This window comes from Pseudomonas sp. B22129, from assembly GCF_044218875.1.
Lineage (GTDB): Bacteria > Pseudomonadota > Gammaproteobacteria > Pseudomonadales > Pseudomonadaceae > Aquipseudomonas.
Map to the genome: position 1 here is coordinate 2552460 of NZ_CP162592.1, position 19197 is coordinate 2571656.

21 protein-coding genes are annotated in these 19197 nt (G+C 61.0%); 7 read left to right on the forward strand and 14 right to left on the reverse strand.

Annotated elements, in window-relative coordinates:
- Positions 1-62: 62 nt before the first annotated feature.
- Positions 63-848, reverse strand: coding sequence for a VacJ family lipoprotein (locus AB4P94_RS11580; RefSeq protein ID WP_395610628.1), 786 nt, complete (start codon positions 846-848; stop codon positions 63-65).
- 162 nt (positions 849-1010) lie between these two features.
- Here AB4P94_RS11580 and AB4P94_RS11585 point away from each other — a divergent pair, with 162 nt between their 5' ends.
- Positions 1011-1721: a response regulator gene (locus AB4P94_RS11585; protein ID WP_395610629.1), complete on the forward strand. Its 711-nt coding sequence runs from the start codon at positions 1011-1013 to the stop codon at positions 1719-1721.
- The gene (locus tag AB4P94_RS11590) at positions 1718-3037 is read left to right on the forward strand and encodes an ATP-binding protein (protein WP_395610630.1); all 1320 of its coding nucleotides are present in this window, start codon (positions 1718-1720) and stop codon (positions 3035-3037) included. The genes AB4P94_RS11585 and AB4P94_RS11590 overlap by 4 nt, the downstream gene beginning before the upstream one ends.
- Positions 3038-3196: 159 nt before the next feature.
- On the opposite strand, the gene AB4P94_RS11595 is transcribed toward AB4P94_RS11590, so the two are convergent.
- From AB4P94_RS11595 to AB4P94_RS11605, 3 genes are all read right to left on the reverse strand, one after another.
- Entirely contained in the window at positions 3197-5440 is a 2244-nt protein-coding gene (locus tag AB4P94_RS11595; protein ID WP_395610631.1) for an ATP-binding protein, read from the reverse strand.
- Positions 5437-6051: a biliverdin-producing heme oxygenase gene (locus tag AB4P94_RS11600; protein ID WP_395610632.1), complete on the reverse strand. Its 615-nt coding sequence runs from the start codon at positions 6049-6051 to the stop codon at positions 5437-5439. The genes AB4P94_RS11595 and AB4P94_RS11600 overlap by 4 nt, the downstream gene beginning before the upstream one ends.
- A gap of 195 nt (positions 6052-6246) precedes the next feature.
- Positions 6247-6624 carry a response regulator gene (locus tag AB4P94_RS11605; protein ID WP_395610633.1) on the reverse strand — a complete coding sequence of 126 codons (378 nt, stop codon included), beginning with the start codon at positions 6622-6624 and terminating at the stop codon, positions 6247-6249.
- A 252-nt stretch (positions 6625-6876) separates the two neighbouring features.
- On the opposite strand from AB4P94_RS11605, the gene AB4P94_RS11610 reads away from it, so the two are divergent.
- Entirely contained in the window at positions 6877-7818 is a 942-nt protein-coding gene (locus tag AB4P94_RS11610) for a phosphoribosyltransferase family protein (protein ID WP_395610634.1), read from the forward strand.
- Positions 7819-7861: 43 nt separating this feature from the next.
- Positions 7862-8236 (forward strand): c-type cytochrome, encoded by a 375-nt coding sequence (locus AB4P94_RS11615; RefSeq protein ID WP_395610635.1) that lies wholly within the window; start codon positions 7862-7864, stop codon positions 8234-8236.
- On the opposite strand, the gene AB4P94_RS11620 is transcribed toward AB4P94_RS11615, so the two are convergent.
- The 5 genes from AB4P94_RS11620 to AB4P94_RS11640 form a co-directional block, all read right to left on the reverse strand.
- A complete protein-coding gene (locus AB4P94_RS11620; RefSeq protein WP_395610636.1) occupies positions 8237-10258 on the reverse strand; it encodes an LTA synthase family protein in 2022 nt (673 codons plus the stop codon). It lies immediately after the preceding gene.
- Positions 10259-10337: 79 nt separating this feature from the next.
- Positions 10338-10943, reverse strand: a complete 606-nt coding sequence (locus AB4P94_RS11625; protein ID WP_395610637.1) for a hypothetical protein — start codon at positions 10941-10943, stop codon at positions 10338-10340.
- Positions 10943-12211 carry an exo-alpha-sialidase gene (locus AB4P94_RS11630; RefSeq protein ID WP_395610638.1) on the reverse strand — a complete coding sequence of 423 codons (1269 nt, stop codon included), beginning with the start codon at positions 12209-12211 and terminating at the stop codon, positions 10943-10945. The genes AB4P94_RS11625 and AB4P94_RS11630 overlap by 1 nt, the downstream gene beginning before the upstream one ends.
- 23 nt (positions 12212-12234) lie before the next feature.
- On the reverse strand, positions 12235-12780 hold the full coding sequence (locus AB4P94_RS11635; protein ID WP_395610639.1) for a cytochrome b/b6 domain-containing protein: 546 nt from the start codon (positions 12778-12780) through the stop codon (positions 12235-12237).
- Positions 12780-13046 (reverse strand): PepSY domain-containing protein, encoded by a 267-nt coding sequence (locus AB4P94_RS11640; RefSeq protein WP_395610640.1) that lies wholly within the window; start codon positions 13044-13046, stop codon positions 12780-12782. Before AB4P94_RS11640 ends, AB4P94_RS11635 begins: the two co-directional genes overlap by 1 nt.
- Positions 13047-13192: 146 nt before the next feature.
- Here AB4P94_RS11640 and AB4P94_RS11645 point away from each other — a divergent pair, with 146 nt between their 5' ends.
- The gene (locus AB4P94_RS11645) at positions 13193-13855 is read left to right on the forward strand and encodes a response regulator (protein WP_395610641.1); all 663 of its coding nucleotides are present in this window, start codon (positions 13193-13195) and stop codon (positions 13853-13855) included.
- The gene (locus AB4P94_RS11650; RefSeq protein WP_395610642.1) at positions 13852-15234 is read left to right on the forward strand and encodes an ATP-binding protein; all 1383 of its coding nucleotides are present in this window, start codon (positions 13852-13854) and stop codon (positions 15232-15234) included. Before AB4P94_RS11645 ends, AB4P94_RS11650 begins: the two co-directional genes overlap by 4 nt.
- Here the strand turns inward: AB4P94_RS11650 and AB4P94_RS11655 are convergent.
- The 4 genes from AB4P94_RS11655 to AB4P94_RS11670 all read right to left on the reverse strand — a co-directional run bounded on the left by AB4P94_RS11655 (position 15191) and on the right by AB4P94_RS11670 (position 17728).
- Positions 15191-15673, reverse strand: coding sequence for a hypothetical protein (locus tag AB4P94_RS11655; RefSeq protein WP_395610643.1), 483 nt, complete (start codon positions 15671-15673; stop codon positions 15191-15193). The genes AB4P94_RS11650 and AB4P94_RS11655 overlap by 44 nt on opposite strands.
- A 4-nt stretch (positions 15674-15677) precedes the next feature.
- Complete coding sequence (locus AB4P94_RS11660) at positions 15678-15965, reverse strand: colicin E3-like toxin immunity protein (RefSeq protein WP_395610644.1); 288 nt, start codon at positions 15963-15965, stop codon at positions 15678-15680.
- 15 nt (positions 15966-15980) lie between these two features.
- Positions 15981-17144, reverse strand: coding sequence for an S-type pyocin domain-containing protein (locus AB4P94_RS11665; protein ID WP_395610645.1), 1164 nt, complete (start codon positions 17142-17144; stop codon positions 15981-15983).
- Positions 17145-17356: 212 nt separating this feature from the next.
- The gene (locus tag AB4P94_RS11670; protein ID WP_395610646.1) at positions 17357-17728 is read right to left on the reverse strand and encodes a PH domain-containing protein; all 372 of its coding nucleotides are present in this window, start codon (positions 17726-17728) and stop codon (positions 17357-17359) included.
- A 108-nt stretch (positions 17729-17836) separates the two neighbouring features.
- Here AB4P94_RS11670 and AB4P94_RS11675 point away from each other — a divergent pair, with 108 nt between their 5' ends.
- A complete protein-coding gene (locus tag AB4P94_RS11675; RefSeq protein WP_395610647.1) occupies positions 17837-18472 on the forward strand; it encodes a LysE family translocator in 636 nt (211 codons plus the stop codon).
- Positions 18473-18474: 2 nt separating this feature from the next.
- Here the strand turns inward: AB4P94_RS11675 and AB4P94_RS11680 are convergent, their stop codons facing one another.
- Positions 18475-19167, reverse strand: a complete 693-nt coding sequence (locus tag AB4P94_RS11680) for an NBR1-Ig-like domain-containing protein (protein WP_395610648.1) — start codon at positions 19165-19167, stop codon at positions 18475-18477.
- Between the last annotated feature and the right edge of the window lie 30 nt (positions 19168-19197).

Genomic DNA, 19197 nt, shown 5'->3' on the forward strand with positions numbered 1-19197 from the left:
AAACCGGCGAGGTTAGCGCACTGGATGTCGGCATTTTGTTAAGCGGCCGGGCTGCATCTGTATCAAAAGTCGTCGCTGGCGTTTGCACACTCACTGGCCACAGGCGTTGTCGCGCCTTCCTTGCCTTCCACCACAAAGGCTGCGCGATGCTCCGCCACCACGTTACGCAATGCGCTGTAGTAATCCGGCAGTTTTTGCAGGCTATCGGTGAGCGGCAGCAACGACGCGCGCGTGTCCACGGTGCCACCCACCAGGCTGACAGTGCCCAGGGTTTGTACGGTATCGCTGTCTCCCAGTGGCGAGACCAGGAAACTCAAGACCTTGCCCGCCGCATCACGGCTGTTGCCGGTGCCCAGCAGCGGCAACTCGACAATCGGCCCATTGCCAACGCCCCACACGCCAAACGTCTGGCCAAAGTCAGCGGTATGGCGCGGGATGCCCAGGCGGTCCGACACATCGAACAACCCCACCACGCCCACGGTGGTGTTCACTGCAAACCGGCCCAGGGTGTTGATCGAACGGCGCGGGTTACCTTGCAGCAAGTCATTGATGAACACCTTTGGCTCGCTGAAGTTGGTGGCGAAGTTATGCACACCCTGCTGAAAAAAATCCGGCAGGTGGCGGTAACCCCGTGCCACCGGGGCCAGGGCGTAGTCATCCACGGCCCGGTTAAACGCGAACACCCCACGGTTGACCGGTTCGGCCGGGTCATACACCGGGTAGCTCACCTGCGCGCATTGGGTGGTGGGCGCCACGGGCGTGGGGCTGGCGCAGCCTGTCAGGTAAGACACGGTCAACAGCAGCACCGCCTGGCGGGCCAGGTGCTGGGGATAAGTGAGCGAGCGCATGGTCAGTCTCCGCAAAAGGGAGGCCGATGCTGGCAGCCGCTTCTTGCGCAAAGATGTCTGGTTTATTGCGCTGTTGACGCTTTATTGCACGGTTGAAATATATGACGCGACGCGCCGAATGGTTTTAGATAGCCCCTCGACCAACCCATGTGATGCGTGCCGGTGAGCAACCTTTTGATCGTGGACGATGACCTTGAAGTCCTCGCGCTGCTGAAGAAATTTTTCCTGCAACACGGCTATACGGTCGAGACCGCTGCCAGTGGCGCCGGCCTGTGGGCGGCCATGGAGCGCGAACCTGCGGACCTGATCATCCTCGACCTGATGCTGCCGGGCGATAACGGCCTGCTGCTGTGCCAGCGCTTGCGCCAGGAGTATGCGACCCCGGTGATCATGCTGACCGCCATGGGCGAACTCAGTGACCGCGTGGTGGGCCTGGAAATGGGCGCCGACGATTACCTGAGCAAACCCTTCGACGCCCGCGAACTGCTGGCCCGGGTGCGCGCGGTGTTGCGCCGCGCCGGTGAAAGCCGGCTGCCGGTGGGCGAGGCCGCCCGCCCGTTGATCCGCTTTGCCGGCTGGCAACTTGACCTGACGCGCCGCGAATTACGTTCACCCGACCACGTGATGATTCCGCTGTCCTCCGGCGAGTTCGACCTGCTGTTGGTCTTCGCCGAACACCCCCAGCGCGTGCTCACCCGCGAGCAATTGCTGAACCTGGCGCGCGGCCACAGCCACGATGCGTTCGACCGCAGCATCGATGTGCAGGTCAGCCGCCTGCGCCGCAAGCTGGAGTTCGATACCAAGCGCCCGGCGATGATCCGTACCGTGCGCAACGGCGGCTACCAATTCACCGCCAACGTGACCCGCTCATGAGGCGCCTGCCCCGCGATACCGTGGCGCGCTGGATCGCCCTGACCATTCTGCTCGCCATGTTCACCGCGCTGGCATTTAACGCCTTGTTTGTGCAATTGGCCGGTGTGTGGGCGCGGCCGCCGCTGACCGAAATCGGGTTGCTGGAAAAAATCGCCGTGGTGGTGCGGGCGGTGGAAGCCTCCGAGCCCGCCCAGCGTGAGCGCCTTACTCAGGCGGTGGGTGATGAGCAGTTCAACGTGACGTGGGCGACCGAGCGTGAAACATTCGGCTTGCCCGAGCAACTCGAGCCGGACTTTCACTCGGGCGATGAAGTCTTCAAGCATCTGCTGCCCGGCCCGCTCCGGTTGATGGCCGGCTACGAGCCTTCCGACTGGACGGACGGCAAAGGCCACTATGCCTTGGTCGTCCGGTTGGTTGACCATTCCTGGCTGATGTTCAGCGCGCAGTCTCGCAGTTGGGGCTTGGGGGAGGGCCAGCGCAGCCTGGTCGTGTTGCTGCTGGTATTAATCTCCACCGCGTTGGTGACGCTGGTGGCAACCCGGCGCCTGGCACGGCCCCTGCAACAGTTCGCCCAGGGCGCGCGGCGCTTTGGCTCGGACTTTCGTGCGCCGCCCATCGAGCCGGTCGGGCCCCATGAAATCCGCCAGGCGATCCTCGCTTTCAATGGCATGCAGGCGCAATTGCAGCACTTCATCCAGGACCGCACGCAAATGCTCGCGGCCATTTCCCACGACCTGCGCGCGCCCCTCACACGGTTGCGCCTGCGCGGTGAGTTCATTGAAGACGCCGACCAGCAACAACGCCTGTTTCGCGATGTGGATGAAATGCAGGCGATGATTAACACCGCCCTGGAGTTCTTCCGTGATGACGCCCGTCTGGAGGAAGCCACCCAACTGGATTTGGCTGAGCTGCTGCAAACCCTGATCGACGACTACCGCGACCAGAATATCGACATCAGCTTCCGTGGCCCGCCCCGGCTGGTGTATTGCGGCCGGCCGTTGGGCCTCAAGCGCGTCATCACCAACCTGGTGGAAAACGCCATCCATTACGGCGCGGCACCGGAGATCGAATTGCTGTACATCCCGGGCGAGGTCGTCATTCACGTGCTCGACCGTGGCCCCGGCATTCCTGCCGAGCACCGGGAACAGGTGTTTCTGCCGTTCTACCGCCTGGAAGGCTCGCGCAACAAAAGCACCGGCGGTGTAGGGTTGGGGCTCTCCACGGCGCGGGCGATTGTGCTGGAACATGGCGGAACGCTGACCCTGGCAGAACGCCAGGGCGGCGGGCTGGTGGCGATGATTGTGCTGCCCGTCTGACAAACGGCGACAGACGGCGGAGTGTGAATGCGGGCTTGCTGTGGCGAGGGAGCTTGCTCCCGTTTGACTGCGTAGCAGTCGCCAGCTTCAGGGGCGCTTCGCACCCCAGCGGGAGCAAGCTCCCTCGCCACACAAGCCCGCTCCCACAGGTTAACCGTGTCAGATGTGTGAATCCTCGATCACCTTGGGCACGGTGAAGCGGAACTCGCTGCCACGGCCCACTTCACTTTCAGCCACGATCTTGCCGCCGTGGGCCTGAACGATCCCCTTCGTGATGTACAGCCCCAGCCCGCTGCCGGTAGGGTTGTTTTCGGCTTGGGTCCAGTAGCGGTCAAACACATGGGGCAGTTGCTCGGGTGCAATGCCTTCGCCGGAATCGCGCACGACGAATACGATTTCTTCGCCATTGCTCATGGCGCTGATACCGATATTGCCCTGACGCGGCGTGAATTTGATGGCGTTGCCGATCAGGTTCGACAGCACCTGGAACAGACGCTCCGGGTCAGCGTGGATCTGCAGACCGGGCTCGGTGTTGAACGACAGGTCGATACCTTTTTCCATCGCCAGTGGCGTCAGCAGCGAGTAGGCCTCTTCAAATATCTGGCTGACATCCAGCTTCACCGGTTTGACCACGTAGCGTCCGGCTTCGATTTTCGAGGTGTCGAGCAAGTCTTCCAGCAACACGTTCATGCGCCCGGCGGCTTGCTGCATGGTGTCGATGGCCGAGGAAATGCGCCGCGAGGTGTGTGGGCCGTCGGAGCTGAACGCCTTTTGCATCATGCCGCAGAGCATCGAGATGACCGTCATCGGGTTGCGCAGGTCGTGGGACACCACCGCCACCAACTCATCACGCGCACGCACGGCTTGTTGTTCGCGCAGTACTTGGCGGGCCAAGTCATTTTCCAGGGCCGAGCGGCGCAGGTCATTGGCGGCAAACAGGTCGCCGTGGCTCCACTTGGTGGAGATACCGGCCATTTCCACTTTCCAGATTTCAAACGACGTGCGTGGGCGAAGGCGCAGGCCGGCGTCGGAGTTTTCCAGGTCCAGCGGCTTGTTCGGGTCACCGCTCCAGTTGATGTTTTCCTTCACTTCCGGGCGGAACCACAGCACGCCGTTGTCCACCGGCTTGGGCAAGCTCATGGCCAATACGCCGCTGGCGACCTGTTGAAACTCGGCAGCAGGCGGGTAGACCGACGACAGGTTGTGGCTGGAAAACACCGGCTCGCCGGTTTCGATGAGCCACTTGTGCAACGCCCGAATCTGCGCCGGCTCCGGGCAATTGCCGTAACGGTGCAGTTGCTTGTCTTCGATGATCGCCACGCCGCCGGACAGGGTCAGGTCCAGCAGCCACTGTGGCTGCTGGGCGAGGCCGTCGAACACGTTTTCCTTGGAGGCTTTCATCGCCTGGTCAAGAGAGGCCAGGGTCTCGACTTTTTCTTCGCGCTGGCGACTCAGCTCCAAGGCTTCCATGGCACTGATCTGCAGCGACAGTACCTGGCCGATGGTCTGGCACGCGGTGCGTAAATCGTTCGGCACCAACAAGGGCTCGCGGTTGCCGCAGCTGATCAGGCCCCACAGCTTGTCGCCCTTCATCAGCGAGATGCTCATGGACGACAGCACACCCATGTTCTGCATGTACTGGCAGTGAATCGGCGACACGCTGCGCAGGGTGGCAAAGCTCAGGTCCAGCGGCTGGTCGTTGTCCGGGCGCAGCTTGGGCAGCAGCGGCACGGGCTCGTAGGCCGCGTTCGGGATGATGCGCAGCCAGTTGGTGCGATACAGCTCGCGGGCTTGCTCCGGGATGTCGGATGCGGGGAAGAACAGCCCGTTGAACAGTTCCATGGACGGCGCCGACGCTTCGGCGATCACCTGGCCATGGCCTTCGTCTTCAAAGCGGTAGATCAGCACCCGGTCATAACCGGTCATGGCCTGGATTTCATTCACGCTGATTTCGTACAGCGCCTGCAGGGTTTTCGCTGACTGCAGGCGCTGCAGCATTTTGCCCAGGTCGCTGGTGCGACCGTTCAACGCGCGGGGTTTGAAGTTCTCAAGGCGCGGTTCGAACTCCAGCACCAGCACATGTTGATGGCGATGCAGCAGGCCTTCGAACTCGGCGCCGTTGAGCGTGACGTGCAGCGGCGGCGCGTCGAAGAACGTGTTGTTCTCAGCCATGGTTTTCACGGCCTGGGCATGTTCGGCGCCGAGCAGCGTATGCAATGGCTGGCCCAGCAGCGCCTCGGGTGCTTGGCCGAACAGGGCGCCCACGTTGGCGCTGATCTGCACGATGTTCAGTTCCGGCTCCGACAACGTCAGCAGTACACCGTGGGGCTGAATCGCCCCCGGAAAGCGAATGGGTTCGTCGGCGCAGTTGGCAAGCAGCTCTTCAAAATCTTCGGGTTTCATAGCAGTACCTCCTGGCGGTCGAGCCATTGCTCAAAGCCGCTGAATGTCGAACGGGCCGCGTCCACCGCGCACTGTTTGGCGTGCGTATCCAGTGGCAAGCGGCCCAGGTAATCGAGAAAGTCTTTCCAGCGTCGGCCCGTGTCGGCGCCATACACATTGAGAAACGCACCGCCGTTGTCCGCATCGATGCCCAGGCGCTGAGCCATTTCGCGGCGCAGCACCTGGCCGCCCAGCGTTGCGCCTTCCAGCACATAGAGGGCGCCGAGGCAGGCGGCAGGTGTGTCAAAGGTGGGCAGGTCGGAACAGGCCGGCAGGGCGTTGATGGCGTCATCATTCAGGCCGAGGGCGTGCAGGTCGCCCACCAGCGTCGGCGTTTTCACACGCAGCGTCTGGTCAAAGCCGTCGGGGATCAAGCCACTGTCGTACAGCGCCGCTTCCATCGGCCCATAAAACCCGTAATACGCCTGGAGCAAACGCTGATACCAACCGGTATCGAGGCGCTCGGAGAAAAACGGCAGGCGCTTTTCCAGCGCTACATGCAGCAGGCCGGTGCCTGCGCGCAACGCTTCCAGTAATGAGGGCGCATTAACGTCATGGGCCTGTGAATGCATTCAATGAGCTCGAACTGTGGGCCTTTCGGCCATGAATGACGCATGGAAATGGGCGACGATTCTACACAACTCATGGTCGTCAACTGTACGCACAAGGCGAAAAGGCTGACCGGCGGATCAGAAAAGTCGCTCCTTGCATCTTTAATGACCGCAGGGCATCGCTTGAAGTTCGGTTTAAGTGATATCGCTGCGATATCAGTGCAGAGATCCTTGCTGGGTCAGTGCAGTTTGCACGCATTCCAGCAAATGCTCGGCGCTCCACGGCTTGGGCAGGAACCGCACACTGCTGCCCAATTGCGCCGCCAGTTTGGTGTTGCCGGACGTCAACACCACCGGCACTGACGGCCAGCGATGGGCCACCACCCGGCTCAAGTCATAACCATTGAGCAACCCCGGCATCTGTATATCACTGACAATCAGGTCCACCGGGTCGTCGGCCCGCTCCAGGAAAATCATCCCTTCATCCGCCGAAGGGAAGGACGTGACGTGCGCACCGAACTCCTCCAGTACGTCCACCATTAACGAGCGAATGATCTCGTCGTCTTCCAGCACTAAAATCGATGGCTGAGCCATGATCCTTACTCCACCATCAGGGTTCATACAGGTTGAGTGGGGCGCGATTGCAAGAGTTTCGGCGGTCAGGATTTTTGCCGATGGATGGTCATATAGACGTGTTTGGCCTGCGGTTGTCCCCGGAATCCGGGCTTTCAGCTTGCTGGGTTTTTGCGTTTCATCAGGAATAAATCGTCGCTCCCAGGCGTTGTCCGAAAAGGGGTGCTGCAACCGGCGCCGAACTTCCTGACCCTCCCTGAAAAGACCGCGCCTTTGAACCGACCCGTGCTGCCCATTTCCTACGAACATCTGGACCGCTGGATTGCGTCGTTGCAACCGGCGCTGCTGGAGGAGGCTTTCACCTGCGTGATCGGCATCCTGCGCGGTGGCGGGCCCCTGGCCTTGATGGTTTCCCACGTCACCGGCGTTGCCCCGGCATTTCTGCGTTACCAGCGCGCTGACCGCAGCGTGGCCTGGGACTCGTCGATTCCGATTCCGCCGCCCGGCAGCACGGTGCTGTTGTGCGAGGACATCGCCGGCAGCGGCCACACCCTCAAGGATTGCTCCCACTTCCTGCAGCGTCAGGGCCTCAGGGTGAAAACGCTGACCGCCGGTTTCGACGACCTCAGTGCCACCCGGCCTGACTACGGCATCGACGGTCGCGGTTACTTCCTGCAATTTCCCTGGGAGCGCCAGGCACGCACCACCGCCTACCGCGACCACTGGCAGGAAACCCGTGGCGGGCGCACCGGCGAACTGGCCCAGGACCACGAATACGACGCCTATGCCATTGACCTCGACGGCATCCTGTTGCCCGACATTCCCGAAGCGCAGTACACCGCCGACCTGCACGCCGCGCTGCGGCAACGTGATCAACTGGCACCCTTCGAGCACTTGCCCGCACTGGGCCCTGTCAAAGCCATCATCACCGGCCGCCCGGAAATGGACCGCGCACGCACCCAAGCCTGGCTCGACCGCCATGGCCACGGCGCCACGCCGTTGATCATGCGCGACACCACGCGCTACAGCGACACGCCCGAACACGTCGCCCACCATAAAACCAGCGCCACCCTGCAACTGGCCTGCACCCATTTCGTGGAAAGCGACCCGGTGCAAGCGATCCTCATTGCGCAGCAAGCTCCGCTGTTACGCGTGATCTGGTGGGACGCTCAATCCCGGCAAGGTCGCCTGCTCGGTGCAGCGCAGTGGGGCTGATACAGGCATAATCGGCCCACTGTTGCCCGCTGTGGAGCCCTTGATGAAGTACGCCTTGCTGACCCTCGCCCTGATCCTCAACACCGCCCCGGCCGTTGCCGCGGGGGATGCCGAAGCGGGCGGCAAACTGTTCAGCAAGACCTGCGGCGGCTGCCACAGCATCGGCGAAGGCGCGCGGGGCGGGTTCGGGCCGGAACTCAACGGGATCATCGGGCGGCCCGCCGGGACGACCACCGACTATCAGTATTCCGACGCGATGAAGAACTCGGGCGTGGTCTGGACGCGCGACAAGCTCGCTGCCTACATCGAGGCCCCGAAGAAAGTCGTCAGCGGTACGCGCATGATTTTCTGGGGTATCAGCGACCCGGAGAAGATTGAAAACATCCTGGCCTACCTCGAAACCTTCCAGCCCAAATGATCACTCGCGCACGTTCCTGAACAGCATCAGCCGCGCACTCTCGTGCAGCCCGCGTGTCAGCCCCTGCAAGCGTTGAAACTCCTGCGGGTGTTGCTCGGCCACATCCTCCCGAGGGGTTTGTGAAGCCAGGTCGTGCAAGGTCGGCGAGCTGCCGTCATGTTGCATCTGCAGGAGGAAATGCTGAGTCACGCCACCGATGACCGGAAAGGTCCCTTCGTGCAGCACCAACGGCACCATGCGCTCGCCTTCCGGCGCCGGTTGCTGGATGTCCCGGCCCATCGCGCCATTGGTAAACGGGATGCCCGCCATGCCCGCGACGGTCGGCAGCAGGTCAGCCAGGCCCACGGCCTCTTCGATCACCCGGGGTGCAAGGCCCGGCGCGTGGATCAGCAGCGGCACGTTGTTACTTTCCAGGCCCAGTTGTTCGAAGGCGGGCGCCATGTGCGGGATCTGGCTGATGCGCGTGTTGTGGTCGCCGAAGAGCACGAAAATAGTGTTGTCGTACCAGCCTCCAGCTTTGGCAATCTCCATCAAACGGCCGATGTTGTAATCCAGCAAACGCACCGCGTTGTACTGCTCGACGCTGCGCGAGCCGGCGCCCTGGGCTTGTTCCAGTGTCACGTTGTTTAACTGGAAACCGTCGTTTTGTTTAGGGATGGTAAACGGCCGGTGGTTGCCGGAGGTTTGCAGGTAGGCGAAGAAGGGTTGGTCTTTGGGCACCGCGCGCAACAGTTGATCGCCTTCCTTGAACAGGTCCAGATCGGAAATGCCCCACACATCTACCCGTGGCGAGCGCCAGTGGCTTTCGTCAAACAGTTGCACACCATCGATGCTCTGGCGGATCAGCGCGTTGATGTTGGCCCAACCGGCGTTGCCGCCGATCATGTAGAACTTTTGATACCCCTCGAACGCATTGATCAGCGTGTGTTGCCGGGTAATCAGCGGGTTGCGTGTGGCGGTCTCCTGACGCGTGACGTCCGGCACGCCGGTGATGCTCGCCCACACGGTTTTCGCAGTGCCGGTGACGGGCACGTAGAAGTGCTTGAAGAACAGGCTTTGCGTGGCCAGTTTGTCCAGGTTCGGCGTGGGGTTCAGTGGGTTGCCGTAGGCGCCGACCGCGCTGGTGCCGAGGGATTCAAGCATCACGAAGACCACATTGGGTGGGCGATCGCCCGCCAGCCTGTACGGCTGGACGCCTTGTTCGCGTACGAAGCTCAGGTGTTGGGCGTCTGGCTTTTCCACACCCAGGTACTTCGCCACTTGTGGATACAGTGTGCGCACCTGAGCCTCATCGTATTGCGACTGGCCGACCTTGAGGGTGTCGTACAAAAACAGCACCGGGTTCAGGCCGACGGCAGCGACCTGGCTATTGCCGGAAAAAAACGCATCGCTCCAGCGCAAGGGCACCGGGTTTTCCAGGTTCAGATTGGCCACGCGGCCGAGCAGGGCCAACAGCACGACGACCACGCCAACGACGGAGGCAGAAGCCACTGTCAGTTTGCCGATGGCCTTGGGCTCGCGGTCCAGGGTAAGCCGCTCCAGGCAGACCAACGCCCACACCCACAACGCCACTGCCGCCAGCCAGCAGGCGGTTATCCACAGCACCGGGTAGGTTTCCCACACCATCTGTTGAGAAATCTGCGCGTCTTGCAGGTAACGCAGCACTGTCGCGTTGATGCGCACGCCGAGGTAGGCGTAATGGCCGAAATCGAGGATGTACACCAAACCGACCACGGCCAGTACCACCACCAGATAACCGCGCGCCAGCCAGCGCAGGACGGGCAGGGTGGTGAGGTTCCAGCGCGGCAGCCAGGCCAGCACGCCCAGCGGCAACAGGATCAATACAGCCAGGCGCAAGTCGAAGCGCAGGCCGATGCCGAGGGTTTCGAGCAGTGTCGGGGTGTTCAGGGGCAGGCCGGAAAACGCCAGTACAAACACCAGCCGCAGTGCGGCCAGCAACGCAAACACCAACCCGATAGCGCCCACGCCGTAGCGCAGGCGGCGTGATTGCAACGCACTCATTGTTGACCTCTATTCAATCTCAAAAACACCACAAGACCCCTGTGGGAGCTGGCTTGCCTGCGATAGCGGTGTATCAGTCTCAGCCTGTTTTCCTGACACGCCGCCATCGGGAGAAAACCTCTTCCCACCGTTTGAATTGCATTAACCCAGCGACTACGCAGTAGATCGCCAGCAGCGGATCCACGAGATAGTCCCAATAGTTCTCCGACGCCTTAAGCCGCAACGCAAACGCCAGCGTACCCACCGCCAACATCCACACCGCCAGCCCATTACGCAGCCACAACGCCACCAACGCCGCCGCCGCCATCAGCACAATCATCGGCCGAGGGTTAAACCCCCACCGATACGGATCGAAATACGTCAGCCCCAACGTGGCCGGGTACAACACCAGGCTCAACACGCCAAACAGCACCAGCATCTGCGCCCGATGCGGCCGCTCGAGCGGCTGCACCAACCCCAACCGACCCAGCGTCACCCACGCCAACAACACCAACGTGCTGATCGCCAAGTCATCGGTAAAACTGCGCACATATGCCGCCAACGACAGCCCGTTCAGCGGGATAACACTCAGCACCACCAGCATCGGCAGCAGCCACGGTCGCCAGCGCTCGTTAAACCGAAACAGGCTCAACAACACAAACCCCAGCAACACAAAACTCAAATGGGCCTGCCATAACGAGATCATCACAAACGCTCCGACAGCCAGGCTTCGTTGAAGCTGACGTGTTTGATAAAGGTGTTATTCCACGAGTACACCAAGTGGTACATGCCGTCCGGGCTGCGGCTGAAGTACGGGTACTCGTATTCGAATTCGCAGCCACTTGGCTTGCACACGCGGTAGTCCAGGCTGCTGAGAAAACGCTCCTCCAGCGGCAAGCGCAGGGCGCCGCTGGAGGCGCGAAAGCCCTCGCCGATGATTTCTTTATAAGCCTCGGGAGTGAAGGGTTGGCCGAGCGGGTCTGGCGACTGGTCCAACTGCGCGACGGTGTGCCATTGGCTCATAGTGGCGTCGGTGCCGTAGAGGCTGAGCTTGAAGCGGCCGTCTTGCAGGTCGTTCAGCGCCACCAGCAAACCGTCGCCTCTGGTGCCGACTGCCGCGAGCGACGAATTGGGATTGGACGGCGCCAGCGGATACGGCTCGCTCCACGTCTGCCCCGCGTCTTCAGTGCGGCTAGCGAGCACGCGGTGGTGGGTCTCACCGGCGTAGCGCAGCATGGCGATGGCGCGGGTTCCGTCCAGCGGCACGATGGTCGGTTGCAGGGAATGCTTGCCTCGGCTGATGCGGAATTTGTCGATCACCGCGCCGTCTGCGCTGAGGTACAGGTACTCGGCGAACTTGCCCATGAATTCGTGGTACACCGGCAGGCCGATGGAGCCGTCGGCATGGAACACCGGCGCCGCGCGCACCAGCGTGCTGACGTTAAAGAACGGTGACGTCACCAATTGCCGGGGCGCCGACCAGCTCGCGCCGAGGTCATCCGACACCATCACATTGATCGCGCTGGCGGCCCAACCGCCGACCGACACCGACACATAAAACATCCACAGGCGTTTATCCGGGGCCAGGGCGATGACCGGGTTGCCCAGCTTGCGGATGTAGCGCCCGGTGCCATCGCGCGTGCTTTCGCGGGTGGCCAACACCTGTTCGGCGCCCCATTCGCTGGCGCGCGCATCAAACCGCGCGGTGCGCACCTGCACATCGGCGGCGCCTTCGCGGGAACCGGCAAACCACACGGCCATCAAGTCGCCACCGGGCAAGGTGGTGACGGAGGAAGAGTGCACAAAGTCGGTGAGGGTCGAAGACACAAAACGGCTGGTGTATTGCGGCGCGTCGGCCACCTTCGAGGTGTTCGGGCCTGTTTGGGCAAATGGCGCCAGCACGTGGGGCGGATGGCTTAGCCAGGCGGCAGTAAAAACGCCGAGCAAGCTGATGATCAGTAGGGCGGAGCGCATAGGGAACCTGTCCGGGAAAAGGATTACTGCGCACGTTCATCCGGCAGGCGCTTCCTGCGACCGGTGAGCATGGATAACGGCAGGTTGTCCTTGACCTGAATACTTTCAAACAGCGCTGCCAACACATGTACGCAGACCAGACCGAGCAGCGTATTGGCGGCGTTTGCATGGAGTTGCAGTGGCCAATCTGCGCCCCACAAGGCGTCGACTTCCTGCATCAGGAAGCCACTGATGCCAAGGGTCAGCAGCGCCGACAACATCAACAGCATCACCAGCGCACCCAGAGGGGAATGGCCCAGGCGATGCTGCGGCGTACGATTGAGCAACGAACGCACGTGGGCCTTGAGCCGCGCCGGTGTAGGCCAAAAGTCCACCCAGCGCGCGCTACGCGGCCCGACAAATCCCCACATCGTGCGTAGCAGCAGCCAGGCCATGGCGTAGTAACCCAGCCAGACATGCCAGTCGTCGCCGGCTTCGTTAAAGAAGTAATTGGCGACAAAGACCCCGGCGATCGACAAGTGAAACAGCCTCACCAGCGGGTCCCACAGGCGCAGGGAGTTGCCTGGCATCAGCCCTTGATCTCGGTCTTCACGGCTTTGCCGGTGACCGGGTCGTGGTAGATCTCGACCTTGCGCTTGTCTTTGTCGAAGCCGTAGATCTCGTAGCAGTTGCCGTCGGTGACCTTGAACTTGCTGATCGTGTAGCCGTCGGCCTTGAGCTTGTCCTGGAAGGCTTTTTCGTCTTGCCACTGCGAGCGCTCGGCGGTGGTGCACTGCGGGCCGGCCAGGGCCATTGGGCTGACGATAAGCAGAGACAACAGGAGAATTTTGCGCATGGAAAAGCTCTCAGCAGAGGTGGGAGATTTCACAGTGCAAAACCAACCTTAGCGCAACCTTAGTTGGCAATGCGCCGTAACATCTTTCCCGGAATGGCCCCTGATAGAACCGGCATGATTCCGCCGTTTCCCATAGAGAATTCTTCATGCGCCTACTCCTCGTCGAAGATGACCGCGCCCTCGGCCAAGGCATTCGCGTGGCATTGGGCGCCGAAGGCTACACGCTGGATTGGTTGCAAGATGGCCTCAGCGCCTTGCACGCCCTGCGCACCGAAAGTTTCGACTTGCTCCTGCTCGATCTCGGCCTGCCACGCCTCGACGGCCTCGACCTGTTGCAGCAACTGCGCGCCGGGCAACACGACTTGCCGGTGCTGATCCTCACCGCCCGCGACGGCACCGCCGCGCGCATCGCTGGCCTTGACGCGGGGGCCGATGATTACCTGATCAAACCCTTCGACGTCGAAGAACTCAAAGCCCGCGTGCGCGCCCTGTTGCGCCGCAGCCAGGGCCGCGCGCAACCGATGCTCGAACACGCCGGCATCAGCCTCGACCCGGCCACCCAGCAAGTGCGCTATCAAGAGGAAGACATCGTCGTCACCCCCATGGAATACCAACTGCTGCACCAACTGATGGTGCGCCCGGGCAAAGTGGTGACTCGCGAGCGGCTGTCCCGTGCGTTGTATGGCTGGCAAGACCGGGTGGAGAGCAACACGTTGGAGGTGTTGATCCATAACCTGCGCAAGAAGTTATCCACCGAGCTGATCCGTACCGTGCGCGGCGTCGGCTACGTGCTGGTGCTTGAACCATGAACTCGGTTCGTGCGCGCATCCTCATCCCCGTGTTGGTGCTGATCCTGCTCGGCGACGCCCTCATCAGCTGGCTGGTGCTGCGCGACAGCCACCACGAAATCGAAGAAGTCTACGACGCCCAACTCGCCCAAAGCGCCCGCCTGTTGCAAGGCGTGCTGCGCCAGCGCGACCCCGGTGACGCGGATTGGTCGCGGTTATATGAGGCGTTCGACCAGGCCATGAGCCGCGTCGGCGAGGAGGGTGTGGCCCACCCGTATGAAACCCGCCTGACCTTTCAGGTATGGCGCAATGACGGTCAGCTACTGATGCGCTCTGCCGAAGCCCCGGTGCTCGCCGCGCCGCCCACCACCCTCGGTTCCCACGACCTGATGGACAGCGGCAATGACTGGTGCGCTTTTTTGTTGGCCGACCCGCAACAGGGGCTGTTGATCTGGGTGGGCGAGCGCGACGACATCCGCCAGGACCTCATCGAACGCATCGTGCGCCACACCCTCTGGCCCAGCCTGATCGGCGTGCCGCTGCTGGCCCTATTGATCTGGCTGACCATCGGCTGGGGCCTCACACCCCTGCGCGCCATGGTCCTGTCCATCCGTGGCCGCAACACCGACACCCTGCAACCGCTGCACCTCAAGCCACTGCCCACCGACCTGGAACCGATGCAAACCGCGATCAACCGGTTGCTGGTGCAGATGGATGACCTGCTGGAACGCGAACGCCGCTTCATCGCCGACGCCGCCCACGAACTGCGCACGCCGCTGGCGATCTTGAGAATCCACGCGCAAAACGCCCAAAGCGCCGCGACCGAAGAACAGCGGCGCGAAGCCCTGGACTTTCTGGTGAACGGCGTAGACCGCGCCACGCGGATAGGCAGCCAGTTGCTGACCATGGCGCGGATTGAACCGCACCTGAGCAACCCGGTACGCAAGCGGGTGCAACTGACGGAATTAGTGCGCGAGGAGTTGGCCGAGTTGACGCCGCTGGCGATGGAGAAAGGCGTGGAGTTGGTGCTGGAAGGCGAGGAGGAATGTTGGGTGGAGACAGAACCGGTGGCGTTGGCGATTGCGTTGCAAAATCTGGTGACGAACGCGCTGAATTTTTCACCGGTGGGGGGAGAGGTGAGGGTGGTGATGGGCGCGGACTGTTTGAGTGTGGAGGACCAAGGGCCGGGGATTGATGAAGTGGAAATGGAGCGGTTGTTCGAGCGGTTTTATAGCCGGGGGAATGCCAATGGGGCGGGGTTGGGATTGGCGATAGTGGAGATGATTGTGGGGAAGATTGGATGCAGATTGAGGTTGGGGAATTTGGAGCGGGGTGGGTTGTGTGCGCGGTTGAGCTTCACGGCGTGCGCGGTGGAACCATCGGAAAAACCACACCGTTGAAGGTGTGGGTGCAGCAGTTGCAAAACGGCTTCATCTGTTCGGGCGTCAGTTGAGGGTTTACCTTTTGCAGCAGACCTGTTTCGTCGACCCATAAGCCGCTGAAATAGGCGGATTCATCTGTCCCCACATATTCCTTCTTATCGCATTCATGCAGCGCAACCATCCAGAATACGGGCTCCGGGCGATCAAGGCGGGCGTTGGCTTCGCTGAACACCTGGTCCCACGGCTGACCAACTTTGGCCAGGAGGAATCGGAATAGCGGCGTGTAGTCAAAACCGTGTCGTTGGTGGCTGTGCATTGAGCCGCGGGTGGCCAGTGAGTTCTTTTCACCTTTGGTGTGCCGTTCATAGCGATAAGCGAAACAGCTGCCATGGCGCACACCGTGGGTTCGGGTGTTGACCGAGCGGTAGAGGAGGGGCTTTTTGATTGTGGGCCTCATTGCATCAGGACTCCTTTTTGGGTTGTTTGGATGGTGGTGGCCAGGCGCCTTGGTAGCGAAAGGAAATTTGATAGTCGTAAAGGCTGGGCGCTATTACGTGCTGGAAATGGGGTTGGAGGATTGCTATCCAACCCGGGAGTACATTGAAAACGTCGGCATATATTGCGGTCTCATTGCTCAAGCCCAGTGCTTCAAAAGAACTGTCTGCGTCGTCGATATCTGGTGAGTACTCATCCGCTTTTAAGTCATTGCTGTGTTTTTCGTACCAGCGCAATCTGATTTTCATGGTCATCTTTCGCGTTCCTCTTTATCTGTAAATTCGGCGTTTTGGGTCGGCAGGTCCGCGACGTTCGGCGGTATAGGGATCAAATGCGCCAAGGTGTTCCAAATCGCTGTTTCGATACACTTCCAGCTCGCCTTTCTTGGCGTCCCATTCAAAAAGCTTTCTCCTTTTTGCATCTATCCAACGCTCACGTAGGCCAGCCCCGCCTTGTCTGGGTGTCACCGGCCTTTGGAGAATCAAGCCTGGGAAGCCGGTTATGTCTTCGGCTTTTGGCGCCGGAAAGTAATCATGATCCGGATTCCTCATGCCTTTCCGAGGCTCATTAACCACCACATACAGCGACCGAACCCCCGACTCCACCGGGAACACCAGAATAAAATCCCGATACTCCGGCGGATAAACCGGGTTCACCAGAATCTGCGCCGCCTTCTCCGTCGGCGGGTAAATCCACATCACCGGCGCTTGCGGCGCTGCCTCCAAAGCCGGAATACCCAGGGTGTCCCCCGGATCAACCGCTGGCGTCCAGATCAGCTCCGCGCCCTCACCCAAATCCGCCACAAACTGATCGCCACGGCGTTGGAACTGCACCACATCAATCATTTGCCAATCGGCATGGTTGCCCGTGTAAAACCCATACCCCTTCAGCGTGCCGTCCTCACGCTGCTCCACATGCAACCGCATCTGCGACCGCGCCCGTTGCATCGAACGCAATTGCTCCTCGCTGTAGAGCGCGCTGTCGCCCAACTCTGAGGGCCAGACCAGCGCCACCAAACCCGTCAGCAACCCCCCGGCGACTGTGCCAGCAGCGGTGGCTGCCGACTCCACGACCGCCGTACGCAATGCCAACTGCCCCAAGCCAACGGGCAGAGCGCTGCCACTGATCTTGCGCAGAGCGATCGCGCCCTCGCTATCCACCTCGCGCCCACCTAACAGGCTGAAATGGCCGTAGTCCTTGATCAGCTCCAGCGGTACGTAACCGGTGGGGTTGGTGTAGTGAATGATGCCGTCGGGCAGTTGGCAGGGTTTGGTGAAAGTGCAACCAGGAAGTTTGGCGGGCGCAGGTTTTGGCCCGGGTGTGGGCGTGAATGGATTGATCGGCGGTGAATAGGGCGCACGCGGCGGTTGCCGGCTCAGGATTCGGCGCTTGAGCTTTTCTTCTTCGGTGTGAGGGTAAAAGCGTTCTGACATGACCGGCTCACTTCCTTGTGCTGGGGGGAGTGAGCGTACGAAGGCGGATTGGAAACTGATGTCGGGGTTGTTCGATGGTGGGTGTGGGAAAAGGCGTCTAATTCCTGGCGATCTCCAAACTCAGCTCCCACATTGGAGGGTATATATCCGTTGAATCAGCCTTGGCAGTGAAAGAGACCTTGGGACGCCAAGGTCTTTTTTTTGCCTGCTGATCAGCTCAGCAGGTGCCTGGAAATGACCCGGGAAATTTCGACGATTGAGGTCTTGCCGGTGAATTCGAACTTCACTTTGCCCAGTGACGAAAAGTAAATCTCCAGCTCCGAGTCCAGGTCAAACGTGCCGGACGTTTCCACCGAATACGCCACGATATTTTTGTAAGGCAACGAGGTGAAGTCTTTCTTGCTGCCGGTAATCCCCTGCACGTTGACGGCGATGATGCGTTTGGTGGTGAAGACCACGCCGTCGCGCATGGCTTTGTAGGCGTCGATCACTTCTTCGCCGTCCAGCAGCAGGGCCGAGACGCGTTCGGCGTATTCGTTGTTTTGCTTGAGCTTGAAGAAGCCTTTGTTGTTGAAGTCGATCATGGGCCTGCCTCTTGGGTGTATGCCGTTTTGCGGGTGAATCTGTATCTAACGGCCTGCTTTTCAACACCCTACCATGGCCATCTGCACAACAAATCAGGAGCACCTTCCATGCCCGAACTGTCCAGCTTGCTTGCCTACGGCCTGATCTCCCTCGGCATGGTGCTCACGCCCGGCCCGAACATGATTTACCTCATTTCGCGCTCAATCTGCCAGGGGCGCACGGCGGGTTTGATTTCGCTGGGCGGCGTGGCGCTGGGGTTTGTGGTTTACATGCTGTGTGCGGCGTTAGGGATCACTGCGTTGGTAATGGCGGTGCCTTTTGCCTACGACGCGCTGCGAATCGGCGGGGCGTTGTATCTGATTTATCTGGCGTGGCAGGCGCTCAAACCGGGTGGGCGTTCGCCGTTTCAAGTGCGGGATTTACCCCAGGACAGCCCGCGCAAGCTGTTCATGATGGGCTTTGTGACCAACCTGCTGAACCCCAAGGTGGCGGTGATGTATTTGTCGTTGCTGCCGCAGTTCATCGACCCGAACGGCCATGGCAGTGTGCTGACGCAATCGTTGATATTGGGCTTCACGCAGATCGCAATCAGCGTGAGCGTCAACGCGGTGATTGCCCTCATGGCGGGCTCCATCGCGGTGTTCTTCGTCACCCGGTCGAAATGGCAGGTGGTGCAGCGCTGGCTGATGGGGTCGGTGTTGATGGGGCTGGCGGTGCGGATGGCGGTGGAAGGGCGGCGCTAAGGTCAGCGCGCCATGACGTTGACGATCACGTGCAGGATGAAGGCGGGGTCGTAGCAGGGTTGACCTTGTTCGTCCTCGATCCGCCAGATTGATGTGACGGTGCAGGTTTCCTTCGGCGCGGCAAATTCTACGGTAATGTGCACTGGCTGGCCGGGCAGGGTTTCGGCGATGGGGATTTCGGTACTCAGGCTGCGCAGGTGCGTGTCCATCACCACTTCCAATGGCGCGCCCGAGTCGCTGCGGCGGGCGATGACGTATTCGCCGTCTAGCCGTACCAGCTTTCGCTCGCGCCAAGGGCGGGTGCCGAGGTTCTGGAGCTCCCAGGTTTTCTGAAAGATTTCGCCGGGCAGTACGACGGTTTGGTCGGGTGTGGTGACGTCTGCATTGAATACGGCGATGTCGCTGGGATCGCGCAGGTTGATAGCGCGGTTGGTGGTGGCCATTGCATGGGCGTCGGCTGGTGCGCCGTCCAGGTCAGCGAAGTAGCGGAAGAGTAATAGTGGAGAGACTTGGAGCGCTTTGGCCAGTTTGATCAGGGTGCGTACAGAGGGATCTTGTGAGGCGCCACCTGCCAATCCGTACAGGTAGGTTCGGGAAATACCAGCTTCCTTGGCCAAGGTGGTCATGGATTTTCCCAGTTCTCGGCTGCGTCGGGTAATCAGCGCCCTTAGGGCGTCTCGCGTTCTGATAGTCATGCCCCACCTTTGTACGCCAAAAAAGACAAC